This is a genomic window from Rhodoferax sp. GW821-FHT07F03 (assembly GCF_059418745.1).
Map to the genome: position 1 here is coordinate 60,722 of NZ_JBWKQM010000006.1, position 15,593 is coordinate 76,314.

General features: G+C 63.3%; 14 protein-coding genes. 8 read left to right on the plus strand and 6 right to left on the minus strand.

Annotated elements, in window-relative coordinates; genetic code table 11:
- The first annotated feature begins 49 nt into the window (after window positions 1-49).
- From AC07R0_RS10160 to AC07R0_RS10195, 8 genes are all read left to right on the plus strand, one after another.
- Window positions 50-370, plus strand: a complete 321-nt coding sequence (locus AC07R0_RS10160; protein ID WP_495104722.1) for a thioredoxin family protein — start codon at window positions 50-52, stop codon at window positions 368-370.
- Window positions 371-572: 202 nt separating this feature from the next.
- Window positions 573-1,247, plus strand: a complete 675-nt coding sequence (locus AC07R0_RS10165) for a response regulator transcription factor (protein WP_495104723.1) — start codon at window positions 573-575, stop codon at window positions 1,245-1,247.
- Window positions 1,228-2,625 (plus strand): sensor histidine kinase, encoded by a 1,398-nt coding sequence (locus AC07R0_RS10170; RefSeq protein ID WP_495104724.1) that lies wholly within the window; start codon window positions 1,228-1,230, stop codon window positions 2,623-2,625. Before AC07R0_RS10165 ends, AC07R0_RS10170 begins: the two co-directional genes overlap by 20 nt.
- Window positions 2,626-2,638: 13 nt before the next feature.
- The gene (locus AC07R0_RS10175; RefSeq protein ID WP_495104725.1) at window positions 2,639-3,448 is read left to right on the plus strand and encodes a MipA/OmpV family protein; all 810 of its coding nucleotides are present in this window, start codon (window positions 2,639-2,641) and stop codon (window positions 3,446-3,448) included.
- Window positions 3,449-3,474: 26 nt separating this feature from the next.
- Complete coding sequence (locus AC07R0_RS10180) at window positions 3,475-4,215, plus strand: siderophore-interacting protein (RefSeq protein WP_495104726.1); 741 nt, start codon at window positions 3,475-3,477, stop codon at window positions 4,213-4,215.
- A 35-nt stretch (window positions 4,216-4,250) separates the two neighbouring features.
- A complete protein-coding gene (locus AC07R0_RS10185; protein WP_495104727.1) occupies window positions 4,251-5,681 on the plus strand; it encodes an efflux transporter outer membrane subunit in 1,431 nt (476 codons plus the stop codon).
- The gene (locus AC07R0_RS10190) at window positions 5,678-6,808 is read left to right on the plus strand and encodes an efflux RND transporter periplasmic adaptor subunit (RefSeq protein ID WP_495104728.1); all 1,131 of its coding nucleotides are present in this window, start codon (window positions 5,678-5,680) and stop codon (window positions 6,806-6,808) included. Before AC07R0_RS10185 ends, AC07R0_RS10190 begins: the two co-directional genes overlap by 4 nt.
- On the plus strand, window positions 6,805-9,870 hold the full coding sequence (locus AC07R0_RS10195; RefSeq protein ID WP_495104729.1) for an efflux RND transporter permease subunit: 3,066 nt from the start codon (window positions 6,805-6,807) through the stop codon (window positions 9,868-9,870). Before AC07R0_RS10190 ends, AC07R0_RS10195 begins: the two co-directional genes overlap by 4 nt.
- A gap of 231 nt (window positions 9,871-10,101) precedes the next feature.
- On the opposite strand, the gene AC07R0_RS10200 is transcribed toward AC07R0_RS10195, so the two are convergent.
- The 6 genes from AC07R0_RS10200 to AC07R0_RS10225 all read right to left on the minus strand — a co-directional run bounded on the left by AC07R0_RS10200 (window position 10,102) and on the right by AC07R0_RS10225 (window position 15,581).
- The gene (locus AC07R0_RS10200) at window positions 10,102-10,416 is read right to left on the minus strand and encodes a luciferase domain-containing protein (protein WP_495104730.1); all 315 of its coding nucleotides are present in this window, start codon (window positions 10,414-10,416) and stop codon (window positions 10,102-10,104) included.
- A gap of 98 nt (window positions 10,417-10,514) precedes the next feature.
- Complete coding sequence (locus AC07R0_RS10205) at window positions 10,515-10,925, minus strand: GNAT family N-acetyltransferase (RefSeq protein WP_495104731.1); 411 nt, start codon at window positions 10,923-10,925, stop codon at window positions 10,515-10,517.
- A gap of 306 nt (window positions 10,926-11,231) precedes the next feature.
- Window positions 11,232-11,540 (minus strand): BON domain-containing protein, encoded by a 309-nt coding sequence (locus AC07R0_RS10210; protein WP_495104732.1) that lies wholly within the window; start codon window positions 11,538-11,540, stop codon window positions 11,232-11,234.
- Between the two features lie 233 nt (window positions 11,541-11,773).
- On the minus strand, window positions 11,774-13,768 hold the full coding sequence (locus AC07R0_RS10215; protein ID WP_495104733.1) for a beta-galactosidase: 1,995 nt from the start codon (window positions 13,766-13,768) through the stop codon (window positions 11,774-11,776).
- 73 nt (window positions 13,769-13,841) lie between these two features.
- Complete coding sequence (locus AC07R0_RS10220; RefSeq protein ID WP_495104734.1) at window positions 13,842-14,693, minus strand: carbohydrate ABC transporter permease; 852 nt, start codon at window positions 14,691-14,693, stop codon at window positions 13,842-13,844.
- 12 nt (window positions 14,694-14,705) lie between these two features.
- Complete coding sequence (locus AC07R0_RS10225) at window positions 14,706-15,581, minus strand: carbohydrate ABC transporter permease (protein ID WP_495104735.1); 876 nt, start codon at window positions 15,579-15,581, stop codon at window positions 14,706-14,708.
- Between the last annotated feature and the right edge of the window lie 12 nt (window positions 15,582-15,593).

Sequence of the window (15,593 nt, forward strand, 5' to 3'; positions counted from 1 at the left end):
ATATCTGCGCTGCAGCCATTATTTCCTTATAAACCCCAGGAGCACGCCCATGGCCCATGCATATGCCGCCGAACCAACTCGCGCCGAGGTGGATGCCACGCCAGGCGCGCTGGTGCTGGAGTTTGGCGACGACTACTGCGGCATCTGCAGCGCCGCCCGCCCGGCCATAGAGCAGGCGCTGGCGGCACGACCTGGCGTGCGGCACCTGAAGATTGCCGACGGGCGCGGCCGGCCGTTGGGGCGATCCTTTGGCGTCAAGCTCTGGCCCACGCTGGTTTTTCTGCAGGACGGCCAGGAGGTGCAGCGGCTGGTGCGCCCCATGGTGGCAGAGCCGATTACCCAAGCGCTGCAAACCTTGAAAAGCCAGTAGAAAATAAAATGCTATTGAATAAATAGCACCTACCACAGGTTTTATAAGCGCCAGAGGCCTAAATGGCTTGCAACACCGGCCATCTGACGGCGCTGGTTTACACAAACTTTCGCCCGGAAAGTCGGCAGTAAGAGAGGTGTGCGCACAATGGCCGGCATGCACAGTTCCGTCCATTCCCTCCGCCGCGCTCCGGCCTGACACCATGGGTCGCATCGCACTCGTAGAAGACCACGAACGCCTGGCCCAGCTGGTCGGCAAGGCGCTGGCCCAGGTGGGCATTCCGGTGGACACCTTCGGCCGCATCGATGCCGCCTGGGCAGCGCTGCGCGAGGGCGACTACGAAGCGGTAGTCATAGACCGTGGCCTGCCCGATGGCGATGGCATCGACCTGGTGCGCCGCCTGCGCCAGGCCCGCCTGTCCATCCCCTGCCTGATGCTGACCGCCCGCGACGCCTTGCACGACCGGGTAGACGGCCTGGAGTCGGGGGCCGACGACTATTTGACCAAGCCCTTCGCCATAGAAGAACTAGTGGCCCGGGTGCGTGCCTTGACACGCCGCCCAGCGCAACGGCTGAACACCGTAGACAGCTTCGCCGACATCGAGCTGCGGCCCGACGGCGGCATGCTGGTCTGCAGCCACGAAGTCATAACCCTGGCACCCGCCGAGATGCAAATCATGCTGGTACTGCTGCGCGCTGGCGGCCAGACGGTGCGGCGCAATGCACTGGAACTGGCGGCCTGGGGCCTGACCGATGCCGTCACCCCGAACGCGCTAGATGTGGCTCTGCACCGGCTGCGCCGCAAGCTGCTGGCGATTGGCTCGGTGGTGCGCATCAGCAATACGCGGGGACATGGCTATGCACTGGTCGAGGCATAGCTGGTTTCGCAGCCTGCGCGGACGCTTGCTGGCCGCCTTCGCCGTCGGCATGTTGATCGTTGTCACGGTGCTCGGCAGTCTGTTCATGGCCGTGTTTGTCTGGCAGGACAGCTGGACTGCGCGGCACCGTATGCTGCAAGACATTGCCACCAAGACTGCCAATAATCTGGAGCGCAATGCCGATGGCACCCCCAACCGCATCGTGCAGCCGCAGGAGCTGCTCTGGTTCTACGACGCCTTTCCCGGCGACATCGAGTTCCGGGTGGTCGATGCACAGGGCCGCTCGGTGCTGCGCGTGCATCCCCGCGAGCAGTTGCTGCCCATGGACTACCAGCCTGTTCCCAAGGTAGGCGCCACCGATCTGCGCATCAAGGATGCAGCCGTGCAACTGGCCACGGTGCAGGTGGAGGACACGCCGGCCGGCCAGGCCTTCTACCTGCAGGCCGCCGCCAGCGAACGCATTCTGGCCGTGGCCCAGCTGGCGGCCCGCAGGCCGGTGGGCGGCAGCCTGGTATTGACGCTGCTGATCACCGTTCCAGTGCTAATCGGCCTGATGCTGCTGGCGCTGAAAAGCCTGCTGCGCCCGCTGCGTGACACCTCCGAGGCAGCGGCACACATTGATGCACGCAACCTGTCGGCCCGCTTGCCCATCCACCATGTGCCCACCGAGCTGGTGCCGTTGATCCATGCCTTCAACCAGGCGCTGGAGCGGCTGGAGCAAGGCTTTCGTGTGCAGCAGCAATTTCTGGGTGCAGCGGCCCACGAGCTGAAGACCCCACTGACCCTGATGCGTGGCCAGATCGAGCTGGACGGCATGGCCGACCGCGACACCCTGCTGATGGACATCGACGTAATGGCCCGCCAGGTGCACCAACTGCTGCACCTGGCCGAAGCCAGCGAGGCCCACAACTACAAGTTCGCCCCCATGGCCCCCGCGAGCGTGGCCGAGGAAGTGCTGGTATTTCTGTCGCGCCTGGCCGACCGCCATAGCGTACAGCTGGACTTGCAGCTGCCAACACAAACCCTGCTATGGCAGGGCGACAAGTCAGCCCTGTTCACCCTGCTGAAAAACCTGCTGGAAAACGCGGTGCAACACTCCCCCATTGGCGGCGTAGTGATGCTGACCATCGACACCTCGGGCCTGAGTGTGCGTGACGAAGGCCCGGGCATTGCCAAAGAGCACCAAGCCCACTTGTTTGAGCGTTTCTGGCGCGGCCCACGCCAGCAGAATACCGCCCCGCAAGGCGCCGGGCTGGGCTTGTCCATCTGCCAGGAGATTGCCCTGGCCCATGGCTGGTGGCTGCACGTTGTTGATACCCCTTCAGGCGCCCTGTTCCGCCTGGATATACCCGACTCCCTCAACTCCCTTCCTCACTGAAAGCACATTCAACATGCTCACATCTTTCTCCGCCCGCCGCCTGCGCTGGAGCGCCATAGCCTTGGCCGGCGCCAGCAGCGTCCTGGGCGCCAACGCCTGGGCCCAGGAGTCCAACGATAGCTGGAACTTCACCGCCGGCCTGGGTGTTGTCAGCCAGCCCAAATACCCCGGCAGCAGCGAAACCAAGACCTCGGCCTTGCCTATGTTCAGTGCCAACCGAGGCCGCTATTTCATCGGTGGCCTGCCCGGCGCGGGTGTGCCGGCGGGCGTGGGTGCCTTCCTGGTACAGGGCGAGCATTTGCGTGTGGGCGTGGGCCTGGGGGGCAACCTGGAAAAACCGCGCAAGGAATCGGACTCCGCCCGGCTGCACGGTATGGGCGACATCAGCGCCACGGCACTGGGCTCGGTCTTCGCCAGCTACAGCGACAGCTGGTGGAAGGTGGGCGGCAATGTGGTCACCGACCTGGCTGGCAAAGACCAGGGCACCCGCGCCACGCTGGACCTGGAGGCCCGCTATAGCCCCATGGAGCGGCTGATGCTGACCGCAGGCCCCAGCATCACCTGGGCAGACAGCAAATACACGCAGACCTTTTTTGGCGTCACTGCAGCGCAAAGCGCAAGCTCCGGCCTGGCAACCTATACCGCCAAATCAGGTATCAACTCGGTCAGCTTCAACATCGGCGCCAACTACCAGCTCACCCAGCAATGGGGCCTGGGCGCCCGGCTAAGCGCCAGCAGCCTGCGCGGTGATGCAGCCGACAGTCCGATCACCGAGAAGAAGACGCAAACCACGGTGGGCGTGTTTGCCAGCTACCGGTTTTAAGACGTCTAAAGCCCCCGTCGCCCCGCATGAAAAATCTCCCGAGCCCCACCTATGGCCGCATTGAAAGCGTCTTGCTACGACTCACCGCCCTGCCCACCGTGGTGCAGGAGGTTCAACCGCTGAGCGACCGGTTTCGGCTCATCACCTTGCAGGGTGATGGGCTACGCAGGGTGCACTGGAGCCCGGGAGAAAAGGTGGAACTGAAACTGGGCAGCTTTGTGTCGCGTACCTACACGCCGTTGAACTGGAACTATGCCAGCGGCAACATACAGCTGCTGGTATATCTGCATGGCGATGCACCGCATCGCTCACCCGGCGCGGGCTGGGCCCAGTCCGCGAACGTGGGCGACAGCTGCATGCTGTTTGGCCCGCGCAACGCTCTAAGCCTGCATGCACGCAAACACAACACGGTATTTTTTGGTGACGAAACCTCCTTCGCCACCGCCGGCGCTTTCGTGGCAGCGAACGAACAACACCCTGTGTCCTATGTATTCGAAGTAGACAACGCACAGGACGCACGCCGCGTGCTGGATGTGCTGCAGCTGCGCAGTGCCGTGCTGGTACAACGCAATGCCGACAACAGCCACCTGGCCGAGGTGGAAGCCGAGATGGTGCGCCTGGCCCAGGCTACGCCAGCGCAGGACTTTATTTTCAGCGGCAATGCCAATTCGATACAGCGCTTGCGCCATGCGCTCAAGCAGCGCCGCATGCTTTCCACCCATATGACCAAGGCCTACTGGGCTGTCGGCAAACTGGGCCTGGATTGAATACCCGTGGGTGTCCCCACCCAACCGATACCACCATGCACTCTCCGTCTCCCCGTTCCGTCTTCAGACGGCCCGTCCTGCTGCTGTGCAGCGCCCTGCTCTGCGGCTGCGCCGCCGTAGGCCCGCAGTACCAGGCACCGGTGCCACAACAGCTCACCGTACCCAACGCCTGGCAAGCAGCCTTGCCGCATGCGGGCGACACCGGACAATTGCTGACCTGGTGGGAACAGTTCCACGACGCCACGCTGAACCAGCTGCTGCAGTCCGCCGAAGCCAGCAACCCCTCGCTGCGCAAGGCGGCGGCCAACATCGCCTCGGCCCGCGCCAACGTCAGCACCGCCAATGCGGCCGGCCTGCCCACGCTGACCGGCAGCGCCGCCGCAAGCCGAGGCCGAACCACAGGCACCAGCACTACCACCACGACAACCGGCGCGCTGGACGCCAGCTGGGAGCTGGACCTGTTCGGCAGCGTACGCCGCTCGATGGAGTCGGCCGATGCCCTGGTATCGGCGCGCCAGGCCGACTGGCATGACGCCCGGGTGTCGCTGGCCGCCGAAGTGGCCACCGACTACCTGACCTACCGCGCCTGCCAGCTGACCCTGGCCAGCACCCAGGCCGACGCGCTGTCGCGCCAGGCCACCGCCGACATCACCCGCCGCTCGCTGCAGGCCGGCATGAGCGCGCAGTCTGACGCCGCGCTGGCCGATGCCAGTGCCGCCAGCGCCGCCGCCACCGCTACGGCCCAGCAAGCCAGCTGTGACCTGACGGTCAAGGCCCTGGTCACCCTGACCGGGCTGGACGAGCCCATCCTGCGCCAGCAACTGGCAGCGCAGGCCCCCAGCCTGCCTACACCGCAGATGTTTGCCTTGAGCACCTTGCCGGTGGCACTGCTCAGCCAGCGACCCGACCTGGTGTCGTACGAGCGCAGCCTGGCCTCTGCCAGTGCCGAAATCGGCGTGGCCGAGGCCGACCGCTACCCGCGCCTGTCACTGGTGGGTTCGCTATCAGGCAGCAAGACGGCGGGCAACGCCAACAGCACCAGTTGGTCCTTCGGGCCCAGCCTGTCGCTGCCACTGCTCAACGGCGGCGCCAAGCTGGCGGCCGTGGCCTCGGCCCAGGCCGCCTACGACCTGGCCCTGGCCAACTACCAGCAGGCCGTGCGCAGTGCAGTGCAAGAGGTAGAAGAAGACCTGGTGCAGCTCGACAGTGCCACCCGCCGCGAGGCCGACCTGCGCCGCAGCGCGCTGGGTTACCGGGCCTATGCCAACACGGTGGAGTCGCTGTGGCGCGCCGGTGGCGAAAGCCTGCTCAACCTCGAAATAGCCCGGCGCGATGCTATCGCCGCCGAGCAAAGCCTGATCACCGTGCAGCGCGACCAGCTGCTGTACGGCGTGGCCCTGTACAAAGCCGTTGGCGGCGGCTGGTCGGTGCAAGCACCGGCAACATCCTCTGGAGAAGTGAAGTGAAATTGCATAGAAAAACATGGATTGCAGCTGCCGTCATCGTGCTATTGGCCGCTGGTGGCCTGTGGATGGCGAAAAGCCCGGCCCAAACCCCCAGCACCGCTCCGGCCAGCGCGAATGCCGGCCTGTCCGTCACGGCAGTACAGCCGCAGCAGCTCAACTGGCGGCGTACCCAGCAGTTTGCAGGTGGCCTGTTTGCCTGGCAAACCGCCAGCATCGCCAGCGAAGAAGCTGGCCTGCGCATTGCCGAGGTGCTGGTGGACGTGGGCAGCGTGGTCAAACGCGGCCAGCTGCTGGCCCGCCTGGCCGATGACAGCGTACGTGCCGACCTGCGTGCCCAGGAGGCCGCCGTGGTCCAGGCCCGCGCCAAGCTGGCCCAGGCCAAGGCCGAGGCCGACCGCAGCCGTGCGGTGCGCGACAGCGGTGCCCTTTCAGAACAACAGGTCACCTCCTACGTGATCGCCGAGCAAACCGCCCAGGGCAGCCTGGACGCGGCCCTGGCCACGCTGGACACGCAACGTATCAAACTCGGCCATACACGCATCCTGGCGGTGGACGACGGGGTGGTCTCCAGCCGTAGCGCCACGCTGGGCAATGTGGTGGCATCCGGCACCGAGCTGTTCCAGCTGGTGCGCCAACGCCGCGTGGAATGGCGGGCCGAAGTCACGGGCAAGCAGCTCAGCGCGCTCAAGCCCGGCCAAACGGCCAAGGTCACGCTGCCCGACGGCAGCCAGGTACAGGGCCGCTTGCGCATCGTCGGCCCCACGCTGGACAGCAGTACGCGCAACGGCCTGGCCTATGTGGACCTACCGATCGGTAGCGCTGCCAGCGCCGGCATGTATGTGCGCGGCGAGATCGACACCGGCGAAGCCCCGGCCCTGGTGGTGCCGGCCAGCGCCGTGGTGCTGCGCGACGGCAACAGCTATGTGTTCGAAAAAGACGGTACCACCAAAGTGGCCCAGCGCCAGGTACAGACCGGTCGCCGGATAGGCGATATGGTGGAGATCACCAGCGGCATAGGCGCACAGGCCACGCTGGTGCTGAGTGGCGGCGCCTTTCTGAAGGACGGTGACCCAGTGCAATGGACTACCCCTGCTGGCACCGCCAGCGCCGCCAAGGGGACTCCATGAATCTGTCGAGCTGGTCGATACGCAATCCCGTCCCAGCGATCCTGCTGTTCATCATCCTCACCGGGGCCGGCCTGCTGGGCTTTCACCGGCTGGCCATACAGAACTTCCCCGACCTCGACGTACCCACCATCCAGGTGTCGGCCACGCTGGAGGGCGCGGCCCCCGCGCAGCTGGAAACCGAAGTGGCCCGCAAGATCGAAGACAAACTGGCCTCGGTAGGCGGGGTGGACCACATCACCACCACCATCACCGACGGCGCGGCCAGCATCGTGGTCAGCTTCGACATGGACAAGGACAGCGAGGTCGCGCTGAACGAGGTGCGCAACGCCGTAGACAGCGCACGTGCCGACCTTCCTACCGAGGTCGCCGCACCCGTGGTGTCCAAGGTCACCCGCGCCAGCAGCGCACTGCTGACCTATACCGTGCAGGCGCCGCACCTGGGCGAGGCCGATGTGTCCTGGTTCATCGACAACGATATCAGCAAGGCGCTGCTGTCCGTCAAAGGCGTGAGCTCCGTGACACGCGTGGGCGGTGTCACGCGTGAAATGCATGTAACGCTGGACCCGGCGCAGCTGGCCGGCCTGGGCGTGACCGCGGGCAGCGTGTCCAGCCAGATCAAGGCGGTGCAGACCGATGCCTCCGGTGGGCGCGGCCTGCTGGGCGGCACCAACCAGTCGGTACGCACCCTGGGCCGGCTGGACCGGCCCGAGCAACTGGCCGGCCTGGCCATTCCCGTGACCACCGCCACTGCACAGCAAATCAGCGTGCGGCTGGACCAGGTGGCCCAGGTCAACGATACCGCAGAAGAGCGCTTTGCCTACGCCGCGCTGAACGGCAAGTCGGTGGTCGGCTTCCAGGTCAAGCAGCTCATCGGCACCAGCGACGTGGCCGTGGCAGCGGCGGTGCGCAACGCCGTGCAAAGCTTCACCCAAACCCATCCCCAGGTGCAGATCACTGAGGCGGTGGAAACCGTCACGCCCACGCAAGACAACTACAAGGGCTCCATGCACCTGCTATACGAAGGAGCGGTACTGGCGGTGGTGGTGGTGTGGCTTTTCCTGCGCGACTGGCGGGCGACTTTTGTGTCTGCCGTGGCGCTGCCGCTGTCCATCATCCCGACCTTTCTGGTGATGTACCTGTGCGGCTATTCGCTGAACCTGATCACGCTGCTGTCGCTGTCCCTGGTGGTGGGGGTGCTGGTGGACGACGCGATTGTGGAGGTGGAGAACATCGTGCGCCATCTGCGCATGGGCAAGACGCCAATGCAGGCCGCGCTGGAGGCGGCGGATGAAATCGGCATGGCGGTGATCGCAACCACCTTCACCCTGGTGGCAGTGTTCCTGCCCACCGCCTTCATGAGCGGCATACCGGGCAAGTTCTTCCGCCAGTTCGGCATCACCTCGGCGGCAGCCGTGCTGGCCTCGCTGCTGGTGGCGCGCCTGCTGACGCCGATGATGGCGGCCTACATCCTCAAACCCAGCCCCAACCATGTGCAGGAAGACGGCCCCATCATGCGCCGCTACCTGGCCATGGTGCACTGGTGCCAAACCCACCGGCGCAGCACGGTGCTGCTGGCCGGGCTGTTCTTCGTCGGCTCGGTATGCCTGGTGCCGCTGCTGTCTACCTCTTTCATCAACGCCTCGGACAACGCGCAAACCACCATCTCGCTGAAGCTGCAGCCCGGCAGCACGCTGGAGCAGACCCGCGCCGCCAGCACCCAGGCGCAGGCGCTGATCGCCAAGATGCCCGAGGTGCGCCAGGTGTTCACCGTGATCGGCGACTCCACCAGCGACGCCAGCAGCAGTACGGTGAACGAGGCCACGCTCACCGTCAGCCTCACGCCACGCGGCACGCGGCCACGTTCGCAGGCACAGGTCGAAGCCGCCATCCGCCAGGCCCTGGGCGCCCTGCCCGGCACCCGCGTCGGTGTGATGGGCCAGGGCAATGGCCAGTCGCTGGACGTGACCCTGGCCAGCGACGATGCCGTGGCCCTGAGCCAGGCCACCGCCGCGCTGACCAAGGACCTGCGCACCCTCAAAGGCATAGGCAACATCACCGACAGCTCCAGCCTGCAGCGGCCGGAAATCCATGTGCGGCCCGACCCGGTGCGCATGGCCGAGCAAGGCGTGACCACCACCGACCTGGCCAGCGTGGTGCGCGTGGCCACCTACGGCGACTACGCCACCAGCCTGGCCAAGCTGAACCTGCCGCAGCGCCAGATCCCGATCCGCGTGCGCTTTGACGACAACCTGCGCTCCGACCTGGACGCCATAGGCCAGCTGCGCGTGGCCGGGCGCAGCGGCGCGGTGCCGCTGGCGTCCGTGGCCGACCTGTCGCTGGGCGGCGGGCCGTCGCAGGTAGCGCGGCTGGACCGCATGCGCAACGTCACCCTCAGCATCGAGCTGGGCAGCCTGACCACGGGCGAGGTGAACAAGATGGTGCAGGCTCTGCCCAGCATGAAAAACCTGCCCAGCGGCGTGCACCAGATCGCTACCGGCGACGCCCAGCGCATGGCCGAGTTGTTCACCAGCTTTGGCGGCGCCATGCTGGTCGGCATCTTGTGCATCTACGCCGTGCTGGTGCTGCTGTTCCACGACTTCATGCAGCCCGCTACCATCCTGGCCGCCCTGCCCCTGTCGGTAGGCGGCGCGCTGATGGCGCTGCTCATCACCGGCAGCGGCTTCTCCATGTCGTCGGTGATCGGCCTGCTGATGCTGATGGGCATCGTCACCAAGAACTCCATCCTGCTGGTGGAGTACGCAGTGGTGGCCTACCACCAGCAAGGCATGGGCCGCTACGCAGCCCTGGTGGACGCCTGCCACAAACGGGCCCAGCCCATCCTGATGACCACCATCGCCATGGTCGCCGGCATGCTGCCCATCGCCCTGGGCTGGGGCACCGACCCCAGCTTCCGCGGCCCCATGGCCATCGTGGTGATAGGCGGCCTGATCACCTCCACCGTGCTCAGCCTGCTGGTGGTACCGGTGGTCTTCACCTATGTGGACGACCTGCTGCTCTGGCTGCGCCGCCACGTTAAGCGCCACCACCACAGCGCTACATAAAAAGTAGCTGCCAGCGCAGGTATTAGCTGCGCTGGAGGCCTTTTTTACTTAAACCCTGAAATGCGCTCAGGCGACTGATTGGCGGACCAAGAAATAGTCATAGTGTTCCGGTGCAGCAGCAAAGTCACCACAGCGGTGCGCCTCACGGGCGAGATATAGAGTTGCTTCCTGGCCGAGGGCGTGTGTCGCCAGAAGGTGTGAACAGAGGGCACCCTAGGAGTACGGACGGATTCATAGCTTTGTTACCGCAAGTCTTACCAGCTCTACGACGCGCTTGACATCATCGGCAGTGGAGAAGCGCACTTCGATCCAAGCCGAGTTCGGTGACCGACTCGGATGGTGAACTGACCCAGTGGGGTGCTCCAGGCCAAGCTCGCGTATCGCGGTCTTGGTGAGCCGTAGATCAAGCTCGGTCGCATTGTGAAAATGAGCGAACTCCTTGCCGAGGTAAAAGAGAGATGAGCCCCCGGCCACGGGTGACGGTCGGTCCTCAACACCTTCGATCTTGTGAAGTTCGACGAGCAGCCTGGTCTTCAACTGTTCCATCGGAAGTGCTATATCACGAGAAGTTGTTGAGGTTTTGAAGAGATGGGGCGTGGCCGTGGCTTGTAACTTTGAGGTCTAACGCTCTCTCGATTGAAAGGTTAGGCATAGCTCGCGACATTGATGACTCCGGCCTCAGATGAGCGGAACCCGCACTGACTGTAGAACTCTCTGAGGTGTGGCTCGAAATCAACGTGCACCCAACTAGCTCCCCGCACCCTGGCTTGTTCCAACACGCGTAGAACCAGTTCCTTTCCAATACCTTGATGACGACGGTTTGGGTGAACCGTTGTGTCCAGTACGAAGACATGTGCCTTTCCGTCCCAGGCTGCATTGACGTAGCCAACAAGTTCGGCCCCCTGATACGCGCAGATGTAAGCCATGCTACAGCGTAAGACCGTCTGAAACTCAGTGTCGCTGTGGCTCGGCCAGGACACAGAGAACAACTTGTTCAGTTCCAAGTCGCTCACTGCTGGCGAGAGCTTGTATTCGACGGCGTGTGCTGAACTCATGGACGTTGACTGGGATTGTCTTTGCGAGGCTTAAGGTAATCTAGACCGCAGAGCTTGCGAAGAGGTGAAATCGGGGCACTAACAGGGCAAGATTATGACCACGGGAACGCTGGGTAGCGCATCGCAGACCGCTTTGGAGAACGATGCCCACCGTCGGCTGGGAGCCCGAAGCCATCTTTGTGATTGCTCCCAAGCAGACATTAAAACGCATTGGCTTATAGCCTCGCCACAAAACAAAAAGGCCTGCAACGCAAACGTTGCAGGCCTTTGTTTTTGGAACCTGCCCACAGGGGGCACAGGTCCAAATTACTCGTTGCTGTCGGTCGAGAACGTGCGCACCGAGCTATAAGCGTTGTGCACACCAGGCACCGTGCTGGCCACATAGCGGGCCTTGGCTTCTTCTTGCGGGCCTTGGGCCCAACCGTGCAGAGTGATGCTGCCGTTGTCGGCGGTGACGCTCAGGTCCTTGGCATCGCTGCCCAACTTGCTGCTCAGCGCAGCTTGGACTTGGCCGGCCAGATCGGCGTCGTTACCGGCAGCGTGTGCGGGCAAGAAGGCGCCAGCGGTCAGGGCGAACAGGGCAGAAGCGGCGATGCGGTTGAAAGTGCGTGTCATGGTGAAGTTCCTTTGGGGTTGTTGCACCATGTTTGGTGCGATGGGGTGATCTTCCCAAGCCACCGCCAACCCCGTGTTGCGAAACCCCGCAGGCAGATGTCAACTGCAATCTAGGGTGAAACCCTAGGCCGCCATTCGCTATTAACTTGATAGCTACCAGCGCAGGCATTACCTGCGCCATAGCCACTTTTTACCTATATTTCATCAGCGCATGAAAGGCAGTACCGCCGACATCAGGCGATGGCTTGGACGTCCCGCAGAATCAGCACATCGCCGCCATCCACGCGCACGGTGGCACCAACCTCCTTACCCGACAGCTCGCACACATACCGGCTATCGCCCAGCGACAGGTCCTTGCTGTCTTTGCCCAGGTTCAGCACGAACAGCAATACCCTGCCCGCGCCCACCCGGCGCGAGACCTCGATACCTTGCGGCAGGTTCTCGAAATACGGCAGCTTGGCGCCGCGCAACATATCGGCAAACAGGGCTTGGTAGCCCGCGTCGCTGAGGATGCTGCCGATGTAGTACACGCTGCCGCGTTGGTAGCTGTTGTGGGTGATCGCTGCCCGACCGGCAAAATATTCAGACGCATAGTGCGCCAGCACCTGGGCCGAGGTGGGGGTCAGGATGTCGCACCACTGCGCGCAGCTGTGCTCGTCTGCATTGGCAAAACGCAGCGTCTGCACGTCGCGGCCCACCGGGTCGTACTCGTCCACCTCGACACCCGCCATCGCCGCCAGCCCACCTGGCAGCCGCTGCGGACCGCACACGTTGTGCATGTTCTTCACGCCCGTGCGGGTGGTCAGGACCACGGTGCCGCCGGCCTCGGCAAAGCGTCGCAGCTTGGCGTTAACTTCTGCGTTTTCCAAGAACAGATAGGGTGCCACCACCACCTTGTACCGGGCTATATCGGCCGTCCAGTTGATGACATCGGTGCCCACACCCAGGTGCAAGAATGCGCTGTGCAGTTGCTTGAAGTTGTCCAGGTAGTCAAAGCCGTCCGACTGCGGCTGGATCTTCAGCGCGTTGTGCTGTTCGTGGGAAAACAGCATGGCCACATCATTCACTACAGTCGTGCCGTCCAGCATGTCACTGAGGCGATTCACCTCGTGCGCGAACTGCTTGAACTCGTGAAAGCGCCGGCCCGGAATGCCGTGGTGGTCATGCAGGCCGTGCCAGAACTGCTCGGCCCCCACCCTGGCCGTACGCCAGCGGAAGTGCACCACCACGTCGGCACCGCGCGAAATGCTTTGCCATGCATGGGCGCGGATCATGCCGGGGAACGGCGTACGCGACATGGGGTACCAGCAGCCAGGGGTGCCGCTGAGTTGCTCCATGACCCAGTAATTTTTTTGCTTCACGCCACGGGTCAGGTCGTGCGTCAACGCACCATGGTAGAACTTGGATTTGGCGTCGTTTTTCAGGTCGGTGCTGGGGTAGTAGTCCAGGGAGACAAAGTCCATGTCCTTGAACAAGTCGTAGTAGTCCGTCACCACCGGGTAGCCCCAGAGGTTGTGGGTGACGAACTGGTCCGTGCAGCGCTCGCGTATCAGCGCGGCCTGGAAGCCGTTGAACGCAGCCACCGAGTCCGAGGAAAAACGCTGAAAGTCCAACAGCAACGAAGGGTTCTGGTACGGCGAGCCGCCCAGCGGCGTGGTCACCTGGGTCCAGGTGCTGTACTCGCCGCTCCACACCACGGTGCCCCATTCGCGGTTCAGGTTTTCCAGCGATCCATATTTGTCTTGCAGCCAGACCCTGAACTGCGCCGTGCAGTTCACACAGTGGCAGTCGTTGGCGGCCAGCTCGTTGTCGGTTTGCCAGCCAATGACGGCTTTGTGGTTCGCATACCGGCTCGTCATCTCGTTCACGATCAGGCCGGTAAAGTGCTTGAGCGATGGGCTGTTGTAGCAACGGTGGCAGCGCACGCCCGGGTACATGGGCTGCTTCTTGCTGTCCACCGGTAGCACATCGGGGTAGGTCTCGACCAACCAGTTGGGCGGCGTTGCGGTGGGCGTGCCCAGCACGATTTCAATGCCTTGCGCTGCCAACACAGCGATGGCCTTGTCCAGCCAGCCAAAGTCAAACACGCCTTGTGTGGGCTCCATGCGGGACCAGGCAAACTCGGCCAGCCTGACGATGGAAACACCCGCCTCTTTCATGGCGATGGCATCTTGCTCCCACAGCTTGGCGTCCCAGTGTTCCGGGTAGTAATCAACTCCGACTTTCATGTCATTTCCTATCTAGTGACAGATGGACAACCTCGGCAACAGGCCGAAGTTGCGATGTGGTGGGGTGACGACCTCAGCCCTTGGTCGCGCCAAAGGTGAGGCCGGATACAAAGTGCTTTTGCATGGCAAAGAACATCAGCACGGAAGGCATGGCGGCCAGCAAGGACCCGGCGGACACCAGGTTCCACGCGGTGGTCCACTGCCCTTTCAAGGCAGCAACCCCGACGGTGATGGGCGCGGCCTCGTCGCCCTGCGTCAGGCACAGGGCCCAGAAGTAGTCGTTCCACACGAAGGTGAAGACCAGGATGGACAGCGCCGCCAGTGCCGGTGTGATCAGCGGCAACACGATCTTGTAGAACAGCTGCCATTCAGACGCACCCTCAATGCGCGCGGCCTCGAACAGCTCGAACGGCAGCTCCTTGATGAAGTTGCGCAGGAACAGCGTGCAAAACCCTGTCTGGAACGCCACATGGAAAAACACCAGGCCCTGCACCGTGTTGAACATGCCCATCTGCAGGGTCAAGTCGCGCACCGGAATCATCAAGATCTGCACCGGCACAAAGTTGCCCGCCACAAAGGTGGCGAGGATGGAGGTGTTGCCCTTGAAGGGATAGGTGGCCAGCGCAAATCCGGCCATGGCCGAGAAAGCCATGGCACCCAGCACCGATGGCAGGGTGATCAGGCAGCTGTTCCAGAAGTACTGCAGCATGGGCGAATTGACCAACACGGTGCGGTAGTTCTCCACCACCGTGATGCTCTGCGGCCAGCCCCAATAATTGCCTTGCAACAAGTCTTCATTGGACCGCACCGAGGTCACCATGACGGCCAGCAGCGGCAACAGCCACAGCAGCAGCGCGATGGGCAGCGCGCACTTGTAGCCCAGCCGGTTGATGGGCTTCCATTTCTCAATGGCTAAAGGAAACATGGTGAACCTCGCTCAACTTTCTGCTTTCAGCAGGCGACGCAGCTGATACGCAATGAATACCGACATGATGAGAAACAGCACCACCGCAATGGCGGCGGAGTAGCCAAACCGGAAGTACTTGATGGACTGGTCGTACATGAAGTAGGCCAGCACGGTCGAGCTGTCGTAAGGGCCGCCGCCGCTCATCACCGCGATCAGGTCGAAGCTGCGCAGCGCACCAATGACCGTCAGGGTGATGGCCATGAAGGTGGCAGGCCGCAGCTGCGGCAGCACCACATGCCAGAGCAGAGCCCAGCCGCTGGCGCCTTCCATGCGCCCGGCCTCTATGACCTCGTGGTTGATGCCGGTCAGGCCCGTCAGGTACAAGACCATGCAAAACGGTATCTGCGGCCACAGCGCAGAAAAAATAATGCCGTAGGTGGCGTAGCGCTCATCGCCCAGCACCGGCACACCGTGGCCCACAATGAGCTTGAAGAGGCCAAAGCTCGGGTCGAAGAACCAGCCGAACACCAACCCCACCACCACGCCCGGCAGTACAAAGGGCGCGAAGAACAGCGACTTGGCCAGCTTGATGCCGCGCACGTTCTGGTTCAAAAACAGGGCGAAAGCCAGGCCTATCGGCGGCGCCAGCATGAACAGCACCAGCCACAGCAGATTGTTCTTCAGCGCGATGTAAAAAGTCTGCGACGCAAACAGTTCCCGGTAGTTGGCAAGGCCTACGTAGGCCTTGTCGGCCACACCGTCCCAGTCGTAAAAGCTGAGCACGATGCTGTTGAAGATGGGGTAGATCACGTACACCGCAAATACGGTCAATGCGGGCGCAAGAAACAGGGCCGCAGACAGGCGGCGCTGCCTGGCCAATGGCGATGCATGGGCTTGTGTAGACATGGCTGGAACGGC

Coding starts and splice junctions, on each gene's coding strand:
- AC07R0_RS10160 (WP_495104722.1), top strand. CDS start 50: ATGGCCCATGCATATGCCGCCGAACCAACTCGCGCCGAGGTGGATGCC.
- AC07R0_RS10165 (WP_495104723.1), top strand. CDS start 573: ATGGGTCGCATCGCACTCGTAGAAGACCACGAACGCCTGGCCCAGCTG.
- AC07R0_RS10170 (WP_495104724.1), top strand. CDS start 1,228: ATGCACTGGTCGAGGCATAGCTGGTTTCGCAGCCTGCGCGGACGCTTG.
- AC07R0_RS10175 (WP_495104725.1), top strand. CDS start 2,639: ATGCTCACATCTTTCTCCGCCCGCCGCCTGCGCTGGAGCGCCATAGCC.
- AC07R0_RS10180 (WP_495104726.1), top strand. CDS start 3,475: ATGAAAAATCTCCCGAGCCCCACCTATGGCCGCATTGAAAGCGTCTTG.
- AC07R0_RS10185 (WP_495104727.1), top strand. CDS start 4,251: ATGCACTCTCCGTCTCCCCGTTCCGTCTTCAGACGGCCCGTCCTGCTG.
- AC07R0_RS10195 (WP_495104729.1), top strand. CDS start 6,805: ATGAATCTGTCGAGCTGGTCGATACGCAATCCCGTCCCAGCGATCCTG.
- AC07R0_RS10200 (WP_495104730.1), bottom strand. CDS start 10,416: ATGGAACAGTTGAAGACCAGGCTGCTCGTCGAACTTCACAAGATCGAA.
- AC07R0_RS10205 (WP_495104731.1), bottom strand. CDS start 10,925: ATGAGTTCAGCACACGCCGTCGAATACAAGCTCTCGCCAGCAGTGAGC.
- AC07R0_RS10210 (WP_495104732.1), bottom strand. CDS start 11,540: ATGACACGCACTTTCAACCGCATCGCCGCTTCTGCCCTGTTCGCCCTG.
- AC07R0_RS10215 (WP_495104733.1), bottom strand. CDS start 13,768: ATGAAAGTCGGAGTTGATTACTACCCGGAACACTGGGACGCCAAGCTG.
- AC07R0_RS10220 (WP_495104734.1), bottom strand. CDS start 14,693: ATGTTTCCTTTAGCCATTGAGAAATGGAAGCCCATCAACCGGCTGGGC.
- AC07R0_RS10225 (WP_495104735.1), bottom strand. CDS start 15,581: ATGTCTACACAAGCCCATGCATCGCCATTGGCCAGGCAGCGCCGCCTG.